This is a genomic window from Streptomyces sp. NPDC008150 (assembly GCF_042956945.1).
Taxonomy (GTDB): domain Bacteria; phylum Actinomycetota; class Actinomycetes; order Streptomycetales; family Streptomycetaceae; genus Streptomyces.
In genome coordinates, this window is record NZ_JBIBHJ010000019.1 from 20,898 (window position 1) to 39,883 (window position 18,986).

At 69.7% G+C, this 18,986-nt stretch carries 15 protein-coding genes and 3 pseudogenes; 9 read left to right on the top strand and 9 right to left on the bottom strand.

Going from position 1 to position 18,986, the window contains the following annotated elements:
• Positions 1 to 190: 190 nt before the first annotated feature.
• The gene (locus ACFZA0_RS33540; protein WP_391024020.1) at positions 191 to 1,144 is read right to left on the bottom strand and encodes an EamA family transporter; all 954 of its coding nucleotides are present in this window, start codon (positions 1,142 to 1,144) and stop codon (positions 191 to 193) included.
• 73 nt (positions 1,145 to 1,217) lie between these two features.
• On the opposite strand from ACFZA0_RS33540, the gene ACFZA0_RS33545 reads away from it, so the two are divergent.
• The 4 genes and pseudogenes from ACFZA0_RS33545 to ACFZA0_RS33560 all read left to right on the top strand — a co-directional run bounded on the left by ACFZA0_RS33545 (position 1,218) and on the right by ACFZA0_RS33560 (position 4,561).
• On the top strand, positions 1,218 to 2,132 hold the full coding sequence (locus ACFZA0_RS33545) for a LysR substrate-binding domain-containing protein (RefSeq protein ID WP_391024022.1): 915 nt from the start codon (positions 1,218 to 1,220) through the stop codon (positions 2,130 to 2,132).
• A gap of 283 nt (positions 2,133 to 2,415) precedes the next feature.
• Positions 2,416 to 2,775: pseudogene (locus tag ACFZA0_RS33550) on the top strand (transposase); the annotation flags it as partial.
• Between the two features lie 342 nt (positions 2,776 to 3,117).
• Positions 3,118 to 3,624, top strand: coding sequence for a DUF1877 family protein (locus tag ACFZA0_RS33555; protein ID WP_391024168.1), 507 nt, complete (start codon positions 3,118 to 3,120; stop codon positions 3,622 to 3,624).
• Positions 3,625 to 3,772: 148 nt separating this feature from the next.
• The gene (locus ACFZA0_RS33560) at positions 3,773 to 4,561 is read left to right on the top strand and encodes a methyltransferase domain-containing protein (protein WP_391024169.1); all 789 of its coding nucleotides are present in this window, start codon (positions 3,773 to 3,775) and stop codon (positions 4,559 to 4,561) included.
• A gap of 33 nt (positions 4,562 to 4,594) precedes the next feature.
• Here the strand turns inward: ACFZA0_RS33560 and ACFZA0_RS33565 are convergent.
• The 4 genes and pseudogenes from ACFZA0_RS33565 to ACFZA0_RS33580 all read right to left on the bottom strand — a co-directional run.
• Positions 4,595 to 5,559: pseudogene (locus ACFZA0_RS33565) on the bottom strand (IS5 family transposase).
• Positions 5,560 to 5,618: 59 nt separating this feature from the next.
• Positions 5,619 to 5,777 carry a hypothetical protein gene (locus ACFZA0_RS33570; RefSeq protein WP_391024024.1) on the bottom strand — a complete coding sequence of 53 codons (159 nt, stop codon included), beginning with the start codon at positions 5,775 to 5,777 and terminating at the stop codon, positions 5,619 to 5,621.
• 18 nt (positions 5,778 to 5,795) lie between these two features.
• On the bottom strand, positions 5,796 to 6,047 hold the full coding sequence (locus ACFZA0_RS33575) for a hypothetical protein (protein ID WP_391024026.1): 252 nt from the start codon (positions 6,045 to 6,047) through the stop codon (positions 5,796 to 5,798).
• 3 nt (positions 6,048 to 6,050) lie between these two features.
• Positions 6,051 to 6,400: pseudogene (locus ACFZA0_RS33580) on the bottom strand (DUF6192 family protein); the annotation flags it as partial.
• 838 nt (positions 6,401 to 7,238) lie between these two features.
• On the opposite strand from ACFZA0_RS33580, the gene ACFZA0_RS33585 reads away from it, so the two are divergent.
• The gene (locus tag ACFZA0_RS33585; protein WP_391024028.1) at positions 7,239 to 8,288 is read left to right on the top strand and encodes an ABC transporter permease; all 1,050 of its coding nucleotides are present in this window, start codon (positions 7,239 to 7,241) and stop codon (positions 8,286 to 8,288) included.
• 59 nt (positions 8,289 to 8,347) lie between these two features.
• On the top strand, positions 8,348 to 8,821 hold the full coding sequence (locus ACFZA0_RS33590) for a MarR family transcriptional regulator (protein WP_391024030.1): 474 nt from the start codon (positions 8,348 to 8,350) through the stop codon (positions 8,819 to 8,821).
• A gap of 361 nt (positions 8,822 to 9,182) precedes the next feature.
• Here ACFZA0_RS33590 and ACFZA0_RS33595 read toward each other — a convergent pair whose 3' ends face one another.
• Entirely contained in the window at positions 9,183 to 10,484 is a 1,302-nt protein-coding gene (locus ACFZA0_RS33595) for a glycoside hydrolase family 6 protein (protein ID WP_391024032.1), read from the bottom strand.
• 198 nt (positions 10,485 to 10,682) lie between these two features.
• Between ACFZA0_RS33595 and ACFZA0_RS33600 the strand changes: the two genes are divergently transcribed.
• Entirely contained in the window at positions 10,683 to 11,717 is a 1,035-nt protein-coding gene (locus tag ACFZA0_RS33600; RefSeq protein WP_391024034.1) for a substrate-binding domain-containing protein, read from the top strand.
• An 87-nt stretch (positions 11,718 to 11,804) separates the two neighbouring features.
• Here the strand turns inward: ACFZA0_RS33600 and ACFZA0_RS33605 are convergent, their stop codons facing one another.
• From ACFZA0_RS33605 to ACFZA0_RS33615, 3 genes are all read right to left on the bottom strand, one after another.
• Complete coding sequence (locus ACFZA0_RS33605; protein ID WP_391024036.1) at positions 11,805 to 12,527, bottom strand: family 16 glycosylhydrolase; 723 nt, start codon at positions 12,525 to 12,527, stop codon at positions 11,805 to 11,807.
• A 1,116-nt stretch (positions 12,528 to 13,643) separates the two neighbouring features.
• On the bottom strand, positions 13,644 to 14,462 hold the full coding sequence (locus ACFZA0_RS33610; protein WP_391024038.1) for a helix-turn-helix domain-containing protein: 819 nt from the start codon (positions 14,460 to 14,462) through the stop codon (positions 13,644 to 13,646).
• An 80-nt stretch (positions 14,463 to 14,542) separates the two neighbouring features.
• Positions 14,543 to 16,162 (bottom strand): bifunctional 3-(3-hydroxy-phenyl)propionate/3-hydroxycinnamic acid hydroxylase, encoded by a 1,620-nt coding sequence (locus ACFZA0_RS33615; RefSeq protein WP_391024040.1) that lies wholly within the window; start codon positions 16,160 to 16,162, stop codon positions 14,543 to 14,545.
• Between the two features lie 103 nt (positions 16,163 to 16,265).
• Here ACFZA0_RS33615 and ACFZA0_RS33620 point away from each other — a divergent pair, with 103 nt between their 5' ends.
• The gene (locus tag ACFZA0_RS33620; protein WP_391024042.1) at positions 16,266 to 17,225 is read left to right on the top strand and encodes an amidohydrolase family protein; all 960 of its coding nucleotides are present in this window, start codon (positions 16,266 to 16,268) and stop codon (positions 17,223 to 17,225) included.
• Between the two features lie 47 nt (positions 17,226 to 17,272).
• Positions 17,273 to 18,733 carry an aldehyde dehydrogenase family protein gene (locus ACFZA0_RS33625; protein WP_391024044.1) on the top strand — a complete coding sequence of 487 codons (1,461 nt, stop codon included), beginning with the start codon at positions 17,273 to 17,275 and terminating at the stop codon, positions 18,731 to 18,733.
• The last annotated feature ends 253 nt before the right edge of the window (positions 18,734 to 18,986 follow it).

An 18,986-nucleotide genomic window follows, 5' to 3' on the forward strand; every position in this document is an offset into this window, starting at 1 on the left:
CCGACTACCTGGTGCGCTCAGACAGGGCCGCCACCCACTGAGCGCGTCGCGGGCGCCGGGGGTGATCTCTGGATCGCACTGGGGGGCCTGCGCGACGTGGCCGTAACCTTCACCGAAAGTTCGCAGTTCCGTGCGTGGCAGCGGGCGTGCATGAGCCGGGCCAGATGACGATTCCCGCCGTTGATCCCTTTCACCGCCTCGTAGCCGCGGGGAGTCCTTCAGTGACAGGAGCTTCAGGAGTGGCGGCGCGGGAGGGCGACGGGCGCGGGGCTTGGACGCGCTTGGTGGAGCTGCCGCGTTTGTTGAGAAGGACGAGGCCGGCGATGGTGACGAGTCCACCGAGGATCGCAAGGGGCCGCGGTTGCTCACCGAGCCAGAGGTAGGAAGCGGCGAGTGTGACCGCGGGGACGAGGTAGAGCGCGGCGGTGGCGGCGGTGACGCTGAGCCGGGCGACGGCGTAGCCCCAGATGACGAAGCCGGCGGCCGAGGGCAGAAGGCCGAGGAAGACGACCGCTCCGGTCGCACCGGCGGGGGCATCGAGCACGGCCCGGACGGTGCTGGGGGCGAGGGGGACGAGAAGAGCCGTTCCGGCCCACATCGCGTAGGCGGCGACTTCGAGCCCGCTGTAACGCTGCAGCAGAGGCTTGATCGTCAGGTGGTAGACGGCCTGGCTGCACGCGGCCGCAAGGATGGCCCAGGCCGCTGCCGTGTATCCGCTCTCCTTGCCCGACACGGCGACGAGGGCCGCGCCGGCGAGGGCGACGAGTGACCCGCCGGCCTTGGTCGGGGTGAACCGTTCGCCCAGGAAACAGGACGCCAGGACGGCGCTCATCGCGGGAACGGCGGCCACAATCAGGCTGGCGGTGCCCGCGGGTACGTGAATCTCCCCCCAGTTCAGCAGCAGCTGGTAGGCGCTCATCCCGGCACCCCCTGCGATGGCGATGCGCCAGAGATCGGTGCGCGCGGGGCGGCGTACTCCCAGCGACGGGGCGACGGCCCCGAGGGCGAGGGAGGCGACGGCAACGCGGAGGAAGGACAGTTGGGCCGGTCCGTAGCCGTCCAGTGCCACCCGTATCGCGGGGAAGGCGGTGGCCCACAGCAGCACGGTGGCGGCGAGGGCGAGCGAGGTCTTGTTGAGCTTCACCCTGTCGACTCTGCCGGGTAGCATCAATTAGGTCTAGTTATCTTTTTCTTGCTTACCAGGTAGGAGAACTTCCTTGTTGGATGTCCGTCGGCTCCGCGTGCTGGCCGAGTTCGCTTCGCACGGCACGGTTGCCGCCGCGGCCCAGGCTCTGCATCTCACCGGCCCGGCCGTCTCCCAGCAACTGGCTGTACTGGAGAAGGAAGCAGGGGTGCAACTTCTGGAGAAACGGGGCCGTACCCTTCACCTCACCGGCGCGGGACAGCGTCTCGTGGATCACGCGCATGTCCTCCTCGGCAACCTCGCCGCCGCCGAGTCGGATCTGACGGCACTGCGCCACGGCGAACGCGGCACGGTCCGCATCGCGGCGTTCGCCTCCGCCGCACGTACGATCATCCCCAGCCTCTGGCCCGAGCCCGGCACGGCACCGGCCCCGGAAGGGCCCGCCGTGTTCCTGGTCGAACACGAACCCCCGGAGGCGGAGGCCGCCCTCGGCCGCCGCGAGGTCGACATCGCGGTCACCCACTCCTACAGCCTGCTTCCCCGCCCGACTCCCGCGGGCTGTGAACACACGGCCCTGTTCGACGAACCCGTCCATCTCGTCCTGCACCCCGCCGACGCCGCCGACTACCGCCTCGCTCCCGGTTCTCCGGCAGATCTGCACAGGCTCGCCGAAGCCCCTTGGCTGCTTCCCGGACCCGAGACGGCCTGCCACGAAATGACACAACGCGCCTGCGGCGCCGCCGGCTTCGTCCCGCGAGCCGTGGCTGTGGCGAGCGACTTCGCCGTTCTGACCGCCCTGGTCGCCCGCCGCGCAGGAGTCGCTCTCATCCCCCGCATGGCGTTGCCTGCCCCCGGACCGAGCCTGAGCATCCACACACTGCGCGTGCCCGTCCACCGGAGCATCCACGCCCTCCACCGCTCGGGGACCGGTCGGCAACCCGGCATCCGGCACGTTCTCGACCACCTCACCACCACCCTCGACGACTGAAGGCCACCCACCGGCTCAGCGCGGCGGGGCCACACGCCCAGCCGACGCCACGGGATCAGGTCGCGAGCGAAGCCAGGGGCCAGGGCCCGGAAGACGCGGACACGCAGGCCCGGACCGGACCCTCAACGGGCGCCGCACAAAGCCCGGTTCGCGCTTAGCTTGTCGTTTAACCCCGGACGTCGAACGAGGCTCGTACTTGGTCGGTGTTTTCCCTGTTCACCGGACGGATACGAGGCCGGGGCCTCAACCTGTGCTCAGCAGTCAACGCCGCACGGAAGCCGAGATCGTGGGACTGGCTGAGCACAGCGTCCAACGCAAAGCGTTTGAGAAGGTGTCGGAGTTCCGGTCGCAGCTGTATGCGTGTCTGACCTCACGAGCCGATACGCTGTTCGAGCTGTGCGACACACTGCTGTGCGCCGATGGTCCGGTTCGCACTCTCGTGGACTTGGCACTCGCGCCTGAACACCGTCGTGGGCACGGGGCCCTGTATGCCCGGCTCAACCGGGGCCGGATCGACATCGCTCGGTATCGGCAGACGCTGGCTGGCCTGCCGTTGCCCCGTGCCTCCGGTGGTCGGCTGGTCCTGACAGTCGACGTCTCCCCGTGGCTGCGGCCAGACGCCGACACATCCGCGGACCGGCTCGCCCGCCCGCTGGCACACGAACCTTCGTCGGCCATGGGAAAGACCGGCCGAACCGAACAAGCTCACGCCAGCAAGGGTCCGCAGGGGGTTCAGGAACCTACGTGTGAAGACCGGCTCGCCAGCCGGTGCACCAAAACCTTCCCGCCCGGGTCCGGGACGACCACGCGGCTCGAAAAACCAGCGACCGGCACCCCGCCACGACGTCGAGAGGGTGCTTGCCACTGGCGAGGCATACGCCCGGCCGGCTCACCACAAAAAGGGCACCAAGCCCCGCCGCACAGAGTGAGTCCGGTTCGGGGTCGACCAACGCCACTGTCGGACACGCTCCGTATGCTGCCGCCCATGAGTATGAACGGGGAGTACCTGCGCGTCACGCCTGCCGAACTGAAGGATCCCGAGTGGGCGTGGGGTCTCGTCGAGGAGATTGAGGATGCGGAGGGCGAACCTGCACCGGCCGAAGCGCGACACTTCACCACACACCAGACATGGCACCTGCTCGGGTTCCTTCTGCAACGCTCGGCCTTCCCCGTCGACATAGTCCACGGCGAGGAACCCCTCGCCACCGACGACTGGGGCTACGGACCGCCGCAGTACCTGACTCCAGAGGGAGTACAGCTAGCCGCTGACACCCTGCACCGGACGACGTATGACCAGCTCATCCAAGGTGTCGACCCCTCCGAACTCACCAAGGCCGAGATCTACCCCCAAAATCTGGGACTCGCCTGCCTCACTGGAGTGGGCCGGCGACCTCTTCACTCCCCTGACCGAGTTCTTCCACGGCGCCGCATCCGCCGGTCACGCGATGCTGATCTGGATCGACTGATATACCGAGGGCAGCCTGAGGGTTAAACGACAAGCTCAGTGCCTGCTCCTGAGGCCGACATGACATAACGGTGGTCGTGATGCTTGAACGAACGGCTCGTTGGATCCTCGAGGCTGTGAGGACGATCGGGAGCGGCCAGGAACCGAAGTGATGCGGCACAACGTCTCCCGCACCATGATCTCCAATGAGCACCAGGAGCACGTGAGCTCCGCACGGTTGACCGCACCGTCCGCGTTAGCTGGGGATCCGCCGAAGGCCAACGACTACAACAGCTTCGCCGAGGCGTACACGGCCGAGACTGAATCCAACCTCATCAATGCCCATTACGAGCGGCCCGCGATGCTGGCTCTCGCCGGAGATGTGTCCGGTCGGCGGGTACTCGACGCCGGCTGCGGCTCCGGGCCCTTGTTCGGGGCGCTACGCGAGCGTGGCGCCGTTGTGAGCGGCTTCGACGCGAGTGCCGGGATGCTGGAGCTGGCCCGTCGGCGGCTCGGCGACAGCGCGGATCTGCAGGTGGCGGACCTGGGCGGCCCGCTTCCTTACCTCGATGACACGTTCGACGATGTCGTCGCCTCCCTGGTGCTGCATTACCTGGAGGACTGGGAGCCGGCGCTGGCTGAGCTGCGCCGCGTGCTCAAGCCCGGCGGTCGGCTGATCGCGTCTGTCGACCATCCCTTTGCCATCAACCTCATGCACCGCCAGGCTGGCCGCGAGGCCGAGTACGACTACTTCGACACCACCAACTGGACCGAAGAGTGGACCATGGGCGGTCAGACCGCTCTGATGAGTATCTGGCACAGGCCGCTGCACGCGATGATCGAAGCATTCACCGGGGCTGGTTTCCGGATCACGGTCATCAGCGAGCCGGAGCCTGATCCAGCCGCTCGCGAGCTGTACCCCGAAGCCATCGCAGCCAAGCGTCGCTTCCTGTGCTTCCTGTTCTTCGTGCTGCAGGCCGAGTAGCACCCGGGTACTCCCACTAGAGCCCGTCATTAGTCAGAGTCGACCGGTCTCCTGCGGCATCACAGCAGTTCGTGGGGCAGTGGGCTCCCGGCCGGGAGCACGGGTCGGTCCTGGTGGTGTTGCCGACCGTGAACACGAGAACGATCAGTCCCGGTTGGCCTCGCGGGAGGCGGGCTGTGTGCTCCTGTGGGAGGACCGGCGGGTGATGCGCCTGGTCATCAGTGTGATCGCGGCCCAGGTGATCAAAGATTCCGAGTGCTGGACGAGTCGTTCGCAGTCCCGGGCGTGACGGCGGGCGTGCATGATCCAGGCTAGGCCCCGCTCGACGACCCAGCGGCGGGGGAGGATGACGAATCCGGTGGCGCCCTTCGGACGGCTGATGGTCTTGAGCGTCAGGTTCAGGCGGGTCTTCGCCCAGGTCACGAGCTGTCCGGGATAGCCGGAGTCGGCCCAGACGAGGGTGATCTCGGGGTGCATCGGCCGGAGCCTGAAGAGGACTTCCTTCGCCGCGTCGCGGTCGGTCGTGTCGGCTGGGGTGACCATGACGAACAGCGGCAGGCCCTTGGTATCAACGACCAGGTGCCGCTTGCCTCCGTTGATTTTCTTCGCGCCGTCGTAGCCGCGCGAGTCGCGCCCGACGGTCTCGGCGGCCTTGACGGGCTGGGAGTCGATGACGGTGGCGACCGCGCCGGGTGCCCGGCTATCTCGCGGCGGATGCGTTTGCGGAGCTGGTCGCGGATCTGTCCGACGGCGCCGGCCGCGGCCCAGCGGGCCATGAAGTTGTAGCAGGTCCGCCAAGGCGGGAAGTCTCTGGGCAGAGCCCGCCACTTGCATCCGTTGTCCACGATGTAGCGGATCGCATCGACGATCTCGCGGCGAGGGTGCTTCTCGGGTCGTCCCCCCTTGGGGGATTCGCAGGCGAGTGGTGGGAGGAGGGGCACGATGAGGGCCCATTCGTCGTCGTAGGTGTCGGAGGGGTAGCGGCGGTGCCGGGACAAACTCAACCTCCCTTCCTGGAGCGGTGGTTGGGGGACGGCTGTGCCGTCCCCCAACCCGGTCAGGTGTCGATGTACTCGGCGATGATATCGAGCGTGGACTCGACCGAGCCGAGCTGGGTGTTGAGGTGTTTGATCCACCGTCCCTTCAGCTGGAGAGCGGCATGCGGGCCGACGACGGCGGTGATGAACCGGCGGACCTCGGTGATTTTCTCCCTCACGATCGAGAGTTCTTATGCCTAGAGTTCGATGGGTTCGGTGCAGAACCGGTAGCCGTCCTTCTTCGTCCAGATCAGGGGCGGCCAACCCCGTTCGGCGATGATGTCGCGCAGGCAGGCCAGTCTCGCGCGGGTCTGGCCGGGCGTCAGCTCGCCCGAGCGGACGAGCTGAGGGACCGCCAGCCCGGCCGGGCGGGCCTCGAAGAGCACGAACCGGACGGTGTCGGCGTACCGCTGGGAGGCCGCCGATCTGCGCTCGGAAGCGCGTGGCACCGGCTATTCGCCTTGCAGAAGCCGGGCAAGTTCACCGTCGACGTCGACCTTCCCAGTGTCGACGGCCGTCTCGATCCAGTCGAGGGTGGCACGCACCCGGGCGACGTTCTCATGAGCGAGGACGCGTTCGTCATCGCCGAGCTGCCGGTCGCGCATGCCCGGGACGACGCGGCCGGCCGCAGCGACGAACGCGTGGCAGGCGGTGACGAGGTCGAGGAACTCCACCGACCGGTCGATTGCACGGCTCGCCAGGGCGAGCGGTTGTTCTCCTCGAAGTCCTCGCGGGCCCGCTGGCCGCGTTCGAACTGGGCCCGGTTGACCCGGTGACGGGCGGTGTCGTCGCCCATCGCCTTGGTCTCCTTGACAGCCTGGTGCCGTGAGGCGCCTGCCTCGACCTGCGCCAAGACCTCACCACGACTCCCAACCAGGCTGCGGCGGCGCCCTGCCGACGGTCCGGCCACGGTGCCGAGCGTGGTCACGGGGTGCGCGGGTGTCGGACTCGTCGAAGGGCGGGTACGTCGTCGAGGCCGGTCAAGTTGGACACGATGGGTCCTAACCGGTGTCGCCACCGCCCGCTGCGCAAGGGCGAGTAGACGGCCACCTCCAGCACGACCTCGAGCTTCTCGCGGGTTCCCCATCCGGCCAAGAACGTCCGGCCGCCCGCGGGTGTTCACCGCCGGGGGTGCCAGCTGGGCGCCCACTGTGGGGTTGGCGGCTCGGTTCAGGAGGTGGTGCTTTGCCCCCGCGGTGCACGGCCGGACGGGGTATCCGCCGAGTACTGGCGCAGGATCGAAGAACGGGTGACGGCCGGGCAGCGCCGTGGCCTCAGCGGCGGCGGGGTGCGTCGGGTCTCGTCGGCAGTGTGGCGGTCGGGGATTTCTGTCTGTGCGCCGTGCGGTGGCGGGGTGGCTGGTCGGACGTCAGGCGACGAACGGGCGCCGCGAGGGTTACGCCCCACAGAGTCACCCCGGCAACTCAACGCCGAGCTGCACGCCACCAGGGCCACGGCTACCCGCACGCCGACATGCCCGAGGCCCGACGTGTCGCCGGCGCTCTCCCTGGACGCCCGCACCGGCCGCGAAGTGAAGGGCTTCAGTTCGGAGCCCGGCCTGCCGGACCATCAGTAAGCTACCTTATAGTTTCGCTTAGAAATTAGAGGGCAGCTTACTAACAGAGACCGGTGACCCTTCCATGCCCGAACCCACCACGCACACCGAACCGCACCCCGCGCCGCCCCACCACAAGATGGACACCGCACCCGCGCAAGGAGGGGCCTCCGGAGTCGCCGGTGTCCTGCTCCCGGTCATGATCGTGCTGATCACCGGCTCCCTCTTCGTCAGCATCTTCCTGGCCGCCTTCCACGCCCCCCAACCCCACAACCTGCCGGTCGCAGTCGTCGGAACCGGTGCACAGGCCGAACAGGTCGCCGACGGCCTGGAGCGCGGCCTCCCCGGCGGTTTCGAGGTAAAGGACTACGCCGACGAGGACTCCGCACGCCACGCCCTCCAGGAACGCGACGTCTACGCCGCCTACGTCGTCGGCGACAGCGCCTCCTCCGAACTCCTGTACGCCGGAGCCAACGGCCCGACCGTGACCTCCACCCTCGTCGGCGCCTTTTCCGGCGTCGCCCAGGCAAGCGGTGACCGTCTCGTCCAGAAAGACGTCGTCCCCGCCTCGGCCGGCGACACCCGCGGCATGTCCGTCTTCTACGCCGGTTTCGGCATCGTCCTGGCGGGCTTCCTGTTCGGCACGATGACCTATCAGATGGCGCCGCGTCTCCAGTACCGCCGGCGGATGGCCAGCCTGGGCACGTTCGCCGTGCTCGGCGGCATCATCGTGGCGCTGATCACCGGCAGCCTCGGGTTCGCGGCACTGCCCGGCCCCTTCCTGGGGATCGCGGTGATCGTCGCCCTGATAGCGGCGGCCGTCGGTGGCACGACCATGGCCTTCGTCAGGCTGTTCGGCAAGGCCGGCATGTCGCTCGCCTCCGTCGTTCTGCTGACCTTCGGGAACGCGACCAGCGGCGGCACCCTGCCGCCCGCCTACCTCCCGGACTGGCTGAAGCCACTGTCCGGGATCCTTCCCGGAGGCGTCGGCGTGCGCGCCCTGCAGGGACTGTCGCACTTCGACAACGACGGCCTGGTCGTAGGCGTCCTGACCCTCGCGACCTGGGCCCTGGCCGCCGCAGCACTGCTGTACTGGCGGGACTCGCACAGCACCCGCCGCCGGGCAACCGCCTGACACAGCGGGACAGGACCCGCTCCCGCCCACCGCGACACTGCAGTTCCTAGACTGGAGGGGTGACGGACACCGTTTTCCCCACCATCGGATACCTCGCCTGGCAGGTCTCGCAGAACATCGCCGGGCGGCTGGAGCGGGAGCTGCGGGCGATGGACTTGACGCTTGCGCAGTACAACGCCCTGCTGCACACCGTGCGCACCCCCGGGCTCTCCTCGGCGGACATCGCGCGCCGCTCCGGCCTCACGGCCCAGTCCATGGGGGCCGCGGTGAACCAGCTCATCGAGCGAGGACTGCTGCGCCGGGAACCCCATCCGACGAGCCGCCGCAGCATGTGCCTCTTCGCCACCGCCGAGGGGCACAACGCAGGAGCCGGTGCCGACGAGATCGCCAGCCGCATCACGGCCGAGGCGACCTCACACCTCTCTCCGGCGGACAACACCACCCTGCACGGTCTGCTGTACGACCTGGTCCAGGAACTGAACCCGGACTCCCTTGCCCGGTCAGAGGCGATGACCGGGCAGGGGCAGCCGTGAGCAACCGTCGGAAGCGTCGTCGACGTCCTCGACAACACCGCTGACGCACTCACCGGCTGCGCCGCCAGCACCGCTTGCCTCGCAGCGGCCACAACGACCAGCACGCCCCACCCGCACCCGCGGCGGACCCGGAGCCGAATCCCGGCAATGCCGTGCCGCCGAACGTCATTGTGGCCGCGCAGGGCTCCGTGGAGCCGGTGTCGAAGGGCGGGACGGTTCCGCCGATCCCTCTCCCCCGCCGACCGGAAATCCGCCATGCCCGCCACGCCCGCCCCCGCCTCCCTCCGATCCCGGCAGCACTGTGCCGGGATCGGAAAGGAGACCTGCGGGGTGAGCTCCGGGCAAGGGCCCGTGCCTGTGCTCAGCCCAGCTTGGGGGTGGCCAGGCGCGCCAGTTGGAGGGCCTGCGCGGGGAACCAGGCGCCGGCGGCCGGGTCGACCTGGCCCCACAGGGGGTCGAACTCCGCCCGGCCGCTCTCGTCGTTGGGCCAGTCGGGGCGGCTGTAGGCGGAGTAGTCCCAGGCACGCACGCCGCCCAGGGCGTCGCACTGGCCGTCGGACTGGCCCGGAGTCTTGACCCACAGGTTGGCGTCGAGCAGGGGGACGCCCGTGTCGGCGGTGGGCCGGACGCCCAGACCCGCGCCGGTCGGATTGCACCAGTTGCCCTGCATCAGCGTGGCCACCGTGGCGGCGCTCTGGTCGTACGGCGCAGCGCCGTACGCCGCCATCGTGTTGGCGCCCTTGCCGTTGCGGCTGGTGTCGACCACGAAGTGGGTCGTGGGAACGGCGCCGTTCAGGTTCTGGTTGTACCAGTCGGTGGTCAGGCCCCAGGTGCTGAAGTCGTCGACAGTGGCCGGATAGTACTGGCTGGCGCAGTACTCGGGGTGGCCGTGGGCGAAGTGCGAGGGGTCGGTGACCATGGCGATGCAGTCGGAGATCCACGTGCCGTAGTCCTGTGACTCGGCGTCGGTACGGAAGTTGGAGACGTTCAGGAAGAAGCCCTGTGTCCCCTGTACACCCGCGGCCAGCAGCCGTGCGGTGATGTTGGGGACGGCCTGCCAGTGGGGGTTCGTGCCGTCGAGGTACACGGCGGCGTTCGGTGCCTTCTCCAACGTCTGTGCGGCGTAGGCGACTTCGGCGCTCCGCTCGGCGTCGGTGTACGGGTAGGTCGAGGCCGGGAGGTGGCAGTCGGAGGGCTCGTTGCCCAGCGAGTCGGGCTCGACCAGCAGCACGGCGTGGGCGTTGCCCACCGCGGCGGCCACGCTGTCCACCCAACTCTCGTACGCCGCTTGGTCGGTGGCCCCGCCCGCGGAGTACTCGGAGCAGTCGCGGCCCGGTATGTCGTAGACGACGAACACCGGCTCGGCCCGCTGCAGGGCTGCCTCTGCCAGCGTGGTCCGCACCTGCTTGCCGACCTCGGCCGGCGTGCCGCCGGTGAGCCAGACCGCGGACGACTGCGCCTCCATCCGTGCCAGCAGGGCGGCGTCCTTGAGGGCCCCCTTCTTCGCCAACTGGGCGATCTGCTGCACGGATCCCTTCGCCGGTGGGGGCACGAAGAAGCGGGTGGACGGACTGATGGCGTGCCCGTCGGACGCGGCCCCTGCCGTGCCGGGCGCAAGCACCGCCAGGCCGGCGCCGAGGACCAGGGCCATGACAGCGGTCAACGACCGTCTGAGAGAACGTGGTTGCACGATGACTCCACGGGTGCGAGGAATACTGGAAGCGCTTCCACCATTCGACCGGAGTCGCCGCGCCGGTGGAAGCTGGACGAGATCGTGCTTCTTCACCCCCTCCCTGTCAATGAGTTGAACGCAGGATTGGGAGCGCTTCCATGCTTTCTCCACCACGGATAGCATCTCCTCGTGTCCACTCCACCCAAGCGCCGCCCCACGCTCGACGAGGTCGCCAGAACCGCCGGAGTCTCCCGCGCGGCCGCCTCCCGCGCCCTCAACCGGAGCGGTCACGTCAGCCGCGCCACGCGCGAGGCGGTGGAACGCGCGGTACGGGAGCTGGACTACGTCCCCAACCCGACCGCCCGCGCCCTGGCAACCCAGCGGGCCGAAGCGGTGGTCCTGGCCGTGTCCCACCACGACCCGGAACTGTTCGCCGACCCGTTCCACACCCAGGTACTGGTCGGCGTGAGCGCGGTGCTGGAGCGCACCGACCTGGTCCTGATGCTGGTGCTGGCCGACTCCGACCACGGGCGCGCCCGCCTGGAACGCATCCTGCGCGCGCGCCGCGCGGACGGCCTGATGCTGCTCTCCCTGCACGGCGACGACCCGTTGCACCACCTCGCCGACAAGACCGACCTCCCGGTCGTCTGCGGCGGTCGCCCCCTCGGCGCGGAGCCGCGCTGGTACGTCGACGCCGACAACCGGGGCGGAGCACGGCTCGCCACCGAGCACCTGATCGGCCTCGGCCGCCGCCGCATCGCGACCATCACCGGCCTGCTCGACACGGACGTCGGCGTGCAGCGACTGCGTGGCCATCAGGAGGCGCTGGCGGTCGCCGGCCTGGACACCTCCCTCGTCGCCGAGGCCGACTTCAACGAGTCCGGGGGGTACGAGGCGGCACGGCGGCTGCTGGATCAGCACCCCGACCTGGACGCCGTCTTCGCCGCCTCCGACAACATGGCGGCCGGGGCACTGCGTGCGCTGCGGGACGCCGGACGCAGCGTCCCCGACGACGTGTCGGTCGTCGGTTTCGACGACGCCCCGGTCGCCGGCCTGATGACCCCGCGCCTGACGACGGTGCGGCAGCCGATCCGTCAACTGGGTTCCGAGATGGCCCGGATGCTGCTCGCACTGATCAACGGCGAAGACCCCAGCCCGCTGATCCTGCCCACCCGGCTGGTGGTCCGTGAGAGCACCGCCCCCGCCCGCCAGAGCCTCGGCTGAAGGCCGGGCGGGCGCGCCGGGCGGCCGGAGCGGCGTCCGCCTGTCGGGGCGGACGCCGCCGAGGAGATCGGGGCGGTGAGCCCGGGGTCAGGGAATGTAGGGGGTGTAGGTGACGGCGCTGACCTTGAGGTAGCGCGCTCCGTCGCCGGTGGCCCAGGTGGAGGAGTCGGGGTTGCCGGGCCAGTCGCCGCCGACGGCGGTGTCGATGATGAAGTGCATGCCGACGCCGGAGGCGATGGTGTACCACTTGGTGCCGGTGAAGGCGCCGTCGACGCTGAAGTCGATGTGGTCCGGCCACCAGGTGAACGAGTAGGTGTGGAAGGCGTTGGTCCAGCCGCTGAAGTTGTTCACGGCCCACTGGGTCTGGTTGTTGCTCGGGTCGTGATAGGTCTGGTAGGCGGTGTTCGGCTGCGAGCCGATGATCTCCGCGGCGTCCATCTCGGGCAGCCACGGGTTGAGGTAGGCACCCCAGACCGCGGGCAGCAGTCCGTTGCCGCTGGGCATGCTCGCGGTGAAGCTGTAAGTGCCGTACCCGTAAAGGGCCTTGGACTCCACACGCCCCGAGTAGTACACGCCGCCCCCGGCGTTGTAGGTCTTGATCATGAGGGTGCTGCCGTCGTACCAGACGCAGTTGGGCGTGTACGTCTCCAGTTCGTTGTTGGCCGTCCACCGGCCGCTGACGACGTTCCAGGAGCTGAGCGAGTTCAGGCTCTGGGGTGCTCCCCAGCCACTGGCATGGGCGGGGTTGGCTGTGAGAGTGAAGAGCAGGCCGGTCGCCAGGGCCGCGATCAGCAGGCGAAGGGGTCTCACGAGGGTCAGGGACACGGTGGTACCTCCCGGTGCGGGTCGGGTGGTGCGGACGTCTCGGCCACCGGCCGACCCGCTGCGCGCGGGCCTCGACGGCCGAAGGGAGCCGGCAGAGCACGATGACGGGCTCGGCCGTTGAGCTCACGAGGGAGAACCCTGAGGCCGGCCGGTTCGCGGCACGAAGGCGAAGGGCCCTCAATACTGGAAGCGTTTCCCTCACGACGCTCCCCGAGAACCAACGCCCATGGGCGCTCTGATCCGGTGCTTTACAGTCATGCGCCTCACGCAGCCTGGAGAACAGGAAGTCCTGTCACCACGCTTCTGGAAGCGCTTCCACACAGGCGATGGTGAGCCGACGGACGAGAGGTGTCAAGAGTCCCGACCGGACACGCCGCGACCCCGCAGCCCGCGCCTGCCCAGGCCTGGCCACCCGCTCGCTCCGCCGAACTCCCCTACGTGCACGGACAGTTACCGTCCCGCGCGTTCCAACCCGCCCCGACAGCGGCGTTCTCAGGCGGTGACCGGCGCGCGCTCGGCGCACCGCGAGAAGGCCGATCGTGTCGGCGACGATGCTGCTTCTCGTCGGACAGACGGTTCCCACAGGGAGGTTCCTCCGCGAACCAGGCCAGAGGTTGATCCAGATGCCACTGACGGCCCGCTGCATGACCACCAGTCGCAGCCCGTTCCAGGAGTAGGGGTAGCCGTCGACATCGGGCCCCTTCATGCTGTGGGCGGGGGGGCACCCCGGACCGAGAAGGTCTTCAGCCTCGGTCAGGGGCATTCCGCAGTCGGTCCCGGAGACCTGCGGGTCGGTGTTCGGTCGCTCCCGCGGTGGCGGCAGACCTGGGAGGAAGGCGGCCTGCGGACTCTGCGTTCGCAGGGACGCCGGCACTCCCGCTCGGACAACGATCACCCGTGGCCTTCGAGAACGCCTTCCATGGCACACGACCTACGCTCGCACCAGCCGCACAACCCGTGTTCGGGATTCAGGGTCAAGGCCCGTCGACGGTGCTGTCGGCGACCTGCCGCATCCGTGACGCGCTGACCCGTGCCGGGGATCCGCGGGCAGAAGGCGGTCCTCCCGAACGGCAAGGAGTCGGGACCGGGCCTTCGCGGCTCCTACGGCCGGCGGCGTTCCAGGACATGACCGAGCACCTCGGACATGGCGCGGGTGGAGCGCAGCAGTTCGGCCGACAGGTCGGCCACATCCCGCTCCGTGACGCCCCGGGCGGGCATCACGAGGGTGACGACGAGCGGGAAGGACTCGCCGGCGGTGAACACGGGCGCCGCCGCCGAGGTGACGCCGGGGATCACGCCGCCGACGGTGGAGGCCACGCCCTCCCGCAGCACCGTGGCCCTGATCCGTTCGACGTGCTCCCGGGTGGCCGTGTCCAGTGTCCGCGCCTCCAGTTGCGCGCACAGCACCGGTTCGGTCACCTGCACGGGCAGGTGCGCGAGGAACGCCCCGCCCATGGCCGACGTCAGCAGGGGCATGGTGGCGCCGACGCGCACGGTGATCGGCAGCGCGTGGGCGCCGTACTCCCACCGCACGACAACGGGGCCGTGGTCGCCCCACACCGAGAGGTTGACGGCGTGGGAGGTGCGGTCCCGCAGCCCTGGCAGATGTTCGCTGACCAGAGCCACCTCGTCCATCCTGCGCAGCGACTCGACGCCGAGCCGCCGCATGGCGGGGCCCATGTCGTAGCGGCCGGAACTGGGGGACTGTGCCACGAGGCCGACCCGGGCGAGGCTGACGAGGTAGCGGTGGACCTTGCTGGGCTGCATTCCGCTGGCGGTGGCTATCTGCGTCAGGCTCATCGGGCCCCGCCCCTCCTCAAGGGCCTGCAGAACCGTCATCGCCAGCTCGACGGACTGGATGCCCTGCCGGGCGGGCGACGCCTGCTCGGGCGCGGAGTCGGAGGGGGGCGGCGTCTTCACGGGAGCGATCATAGTGACCGGCCCGATGCCGCGGCCCCGGACTGTCCGCTTCGCCCGCCTAGGTTCCGCGAAGGCGGGGGTCAGGTGCCCGTCCTCGGCCCCCGTGCGCCCGCGCTGCCCCGGATCGTGTCCAGCAGTTCGGCCGCGAGAGCGGCCACCGCGTCGGAGCCGCTCGCAGTGCCGTACACGTAGAAGTCGGGGCGGACCACGACAGCCGAGCAGCCCAGTTCCGCCAGCCATCCGCGGTAGGTGCCGTCCACGTCCTGGACCACGACTGCTCGGGGATGATCGGCTGCCCGTCTGCCGGGGACGACGACGCGAACGCCCGCCTCGGCCAGGTCGTCGAGCAGCCGCCGGTCCCCCAGGGCGGCCAGGTGTCCTTCGTCGACGAGCAGGTGGAAGCCGCCGCCCACAACCTGGTCCAGCCGGTCGCGGCGGGTGCCGTCATCGACAACGCCCTGCACCGACAACCGGCCCCGGCCGGCACCGGCGCCCCGGGCGAACATGCCGTCGCCCAGGTCCGGGAAGCGTGTGGGCTCGGGTGCGCCGGTCTCCGCACGGCGGGCGAGCAGTGTCCGGTCCCGTGCGGCGGCCAGCTCGGGATCGCGCAGGGTCTGGAGGTGGCCCAGCTCGATGCCCTTCTCGATCACCGCGCGCACGTGTGGCTCGCGCTCGGTCTGATAGGTGTCGAGCACGTCGTCCGACACATGGCCGCGCAGCACGAGGTCCAGTTTGAACGCCAGGTTCTGCGCGTCACGGAAGCCGGAGCACATGCCCTGCCCGAGGAACGGGGGCATCTGGTGGGCCGCGTCGCCCGCGAGCAGGACCCTGCCCCGCCGCCAGTGGTCGGCAACGAGGGAGCGGAAGGTGTAAGTGGCGACGCGGATGAGATCGGCGTCGTCGGGAACGAGGTAGGGGGCGACCCGTTTCCAGACGCGCTGCGGGTCCCGCTCGGTCTCGAAGTCGTCGGTCGAGTCGAGCATGAAGCTGAACCGGTGGTGCGCGGGGCCGAGCGAGATGATCGAGGTCGGGCCCAGCGGGTCACCGAGTTGCAGGGCGCACGGGACCTCGGTGCGGCGGCGGAAGCGGAAGTCGCACACCATCCACGGCTCGGAGAAGCCGTAATCGTGCACATCCACTCCGAGCGCGGACCGCACGAAGCTGTTGCCGCCGTCGCAGCCCAGGACGTAGCGCGCCCGGACCGTCTCGCGTCCTCCGGCTCCCTCGACGGTGACCGTGACCTGGTCCTCGGTCTGCTCCAGGGCGACGACGGAGCTGGCGTGCCGTACCTGCACCCGGGGCATCGCGCGGCATGCGGTGTCCAGCGCCTCTTCGAGGTCGGGCTGGTACATCATGTTCCACTCGGCCCAGCCGCTGCGCCCGGTCGCGGCGAAGGTCTGCTCGATGAGCAGGTCACCGCTGCCGTTGCGCCATTCGTAGGTGGGCTGGATGCGCACCTTGGGCAGGAGCTCCTCCGCCAGGCCGAGTCGCGCCAGGGTGCGCATGGTCTCGTCGTCGAAGCTGGCGGCGCGAGGCAGGTTGTACAGGCCCGCGTAGCGCTCCAGGACAAGGACCCGGTGGCCCGCCAGGCCCAGCTCGGCGGCCGCGACCATGCCGACCGGACCGTAGCCCACCACGATCACGTCCACCGCGGTTCCGTTCTGAACCGGAGCCGCCGCGGCGGCACCCGTGCCCGTCATGGATCACCTCCAACTACTCGTCCGCTCCCAAGGGTTGACACCGATGGAACGTACGTTTCACCATCAATGAAGTCAATGCATATAAGTGAAATCAGGAGCCGCGATGCGGACCATCGGTCTTGAGGAACACTTCGTCACCCCCGAGTTGGAGCAGTACGGCGCCCCGGCGGCCGCCATCCTCCAGCCGGACAAGTGGCGCGAGGCGTCGCGGCGGCTGCTGGACATCACCGGCGCGCGCCTGGCCGAGATGGACGCGGCGGGTCTGGACATGCAGGTGCTGTCCCTGAACTCCCCGGGCATCCAGGCCGAGAGCGACGCCGCCACCGCGGTCGCCCGGGCCGCGGCCGTCAACGACCTGCTCGCCGGTGTCATCGCGGACCACCCGGACCGCTTCGCCGGCCTCGCCGCGCTGCCCCTGCAGGACCCGAAGACGGCCGCCGACGAACTGGAGCGCGCTGTACGCGAGTTGGGCATGTGCGGCGCCCTGGTCAACGCGCACACGCAGGGCCGCTACCTCGACCACCCGGAACTGCGTGTCGTGTGGGAGCGCGCCGCGGGCCTCGGCGTCCCGCTCTATCTGCACCCCGCCAACGGTGTCGACGTCCCCCACGTCATCGCAGGGCACCCGGAGCTCGTCGGCCCGATGTGGAGCTGGGGCGCGGAGACCGCCACCCACTTCCTGCGGTGCGTGTTCGGCGGCGTCTTCGACGACTTCCCGGACGCCAGGATGCTGCTCGGGCACATGGGCGAGGGCCTGCCCTACGTCCTGTGGCGGCTGGACTCCCGCTGGGACTACCACAACCACCAAGGGGTAGAGCTGGCCAGGGGCAACCCCTCGGAGTACCTCCGCCACAACCTGTACATCACGACCAGCGGCGTATGCTCGCCCGCCCCTCTGCTGTGCGCGCTGCTCACCCTGGGTTCGGACCACATCCTCTTCGGCACCGACTACCCCTTCGAGGACATGGCGGCCGCCACCGGTTTCCTGCGGTCGGCCCCGATCAGCGATGCCGACCGCGAGAAGATCGCCCACGTCAACGCCGAGCAACTGCTCGGCCTCTGAAGGCTCTCGCTCCGTTTGTCCCTCAAGTCCGCTCTGGAGTTGCTGACATGACCCGTGAGAGAAGCGCACAGCACTGGATCGACGGCGAGTGGGTCGGCTCCGCCCGCACCCGCGACAGCGTCAACCCGGCCACGGGCGAGGTGATCGGGACATACGCCGACGCCGACGCGGAGGTGGGGCAGCGGGCCGTCGACGCGGCCCACCGCGCGTTCAAGGACGGTGACTGGCGCCTGGACCCGATGGTGCGGGCGACCGCCCTCAGCCATCTCGCCGACGCGTACGCGGCGCGCATGGACGAGGTGATCGACACCCTGTGCCTGGAGAACGGCAAACTGCGGCACGAGGCGGGTTTCGAGACCCACTTCATTCTGCGCGCGCTGCGCTTCGCGGCCGGTCTCGCCGTTCAGCCGCACGGCCGTGTCACCGACACCCAGCCCGGCCTCCAGGCCATGTCGATCCGCCAGCCGGTCGGCGTCGCCGGCATCGTGGTGCCGTGGAACTCCCCCGCGTACCTGTGCGTTCGCGCGCTGGCACCGGCCCTTGCCGCGGGGTGCACAGCCGTGGTGAAGATGCCGGGACAGGCGGCTCTCACCGCAGCGCTCATGAGCGAGATCCTCGGCTCCGTGCCCGAGTTGCCGAAGGGCGTGGTGAACGTCGTCGTCGAGTCCGGCTCGGACGTCGCCCGCCTGCTGGTCGAGTCGCCGCGGGTGCCCGCCATCAGTTTCACCGGCAGCACCGCCACGGGACGGCTGATCGCCCAGGCTGCCGCGCCCCGCTTCAAGCGGGTGGGGCTCGAACTGGGCGGCAAGACACCCCACCTCGTCTTCGCCGACGCCGACATCGAGGCCGCGCTGGCCACGGCCGTCGCCTCGTGCACCGTCTTCGCGGGACAGTTCTGCATGACCGGCAGCCGCGTCCTGGTCCAGCGGGACATCGCGGACGAGTTCACCGCCGCGCTGGCGCAGCGTCTGGAGAACGTACGCCCCGGGCCGGCCGACGACCCGGCGAGCCAGATCGGGCCCCTGATCGACACGGCGTCGGTGGCCCGCGTCGACGCCGCTGTGGAGGCGGCCGTCGCGGCCGGCGCCAAACCGCTCGTGCGCGGCGGTCCCAGTACGCGCCCCGACCTGGCCGGCGGCGCCTTCTACCACCCGACCCTCCTCGCAGTCTCCGACTCCTCGCTGCCGATCGTTCAGCAGGAGACCTTCGGACCGGTGCAGACCGTCCAGGTCTTCGACACCGAGGAGGAGGCGATCACCCTCGCGAACGACACCGAGTACGGTCTCAGCGCCTGCGTCTGGAGCCGTGACGCCGACCGTCCGATGCGGGTCGCGCGACAGCTCGACGCCGGTCTCGTCTCCATCAACAGCTGGGCCAACCTGACCGTCGAGTTCGAGGAGGGCGGCTTCAAGTCCAGCGGCCTGGGCCGGCTCGGCGGCCTGGCGTCGGTGGAGGACTTCCTGGAGCACAAGCAGATCACCCAGGACTACGTGCCGCAGCACCACTGACGGGTATCCCGGGGCGGGCGGGATCGTGCCCTCGCACCCCGCCGCCGGGCCACCGCCATCGGCACGCGGCCCGGGAACGGCCGGCACAGGAAGCCGCCCTCCGGCGGCACGGCGGGTTCGACGACGGGGCCCGGACACGGACGCACCACCAGGTTTCCGAGGGGCTCCCGGAGCCTTGCTGTTATTACATATAGCGCCTACGCTCGCAGGGTCCGGTGAGTCCGTGAACAGGGTGTTCGCACCCATGTGTCCG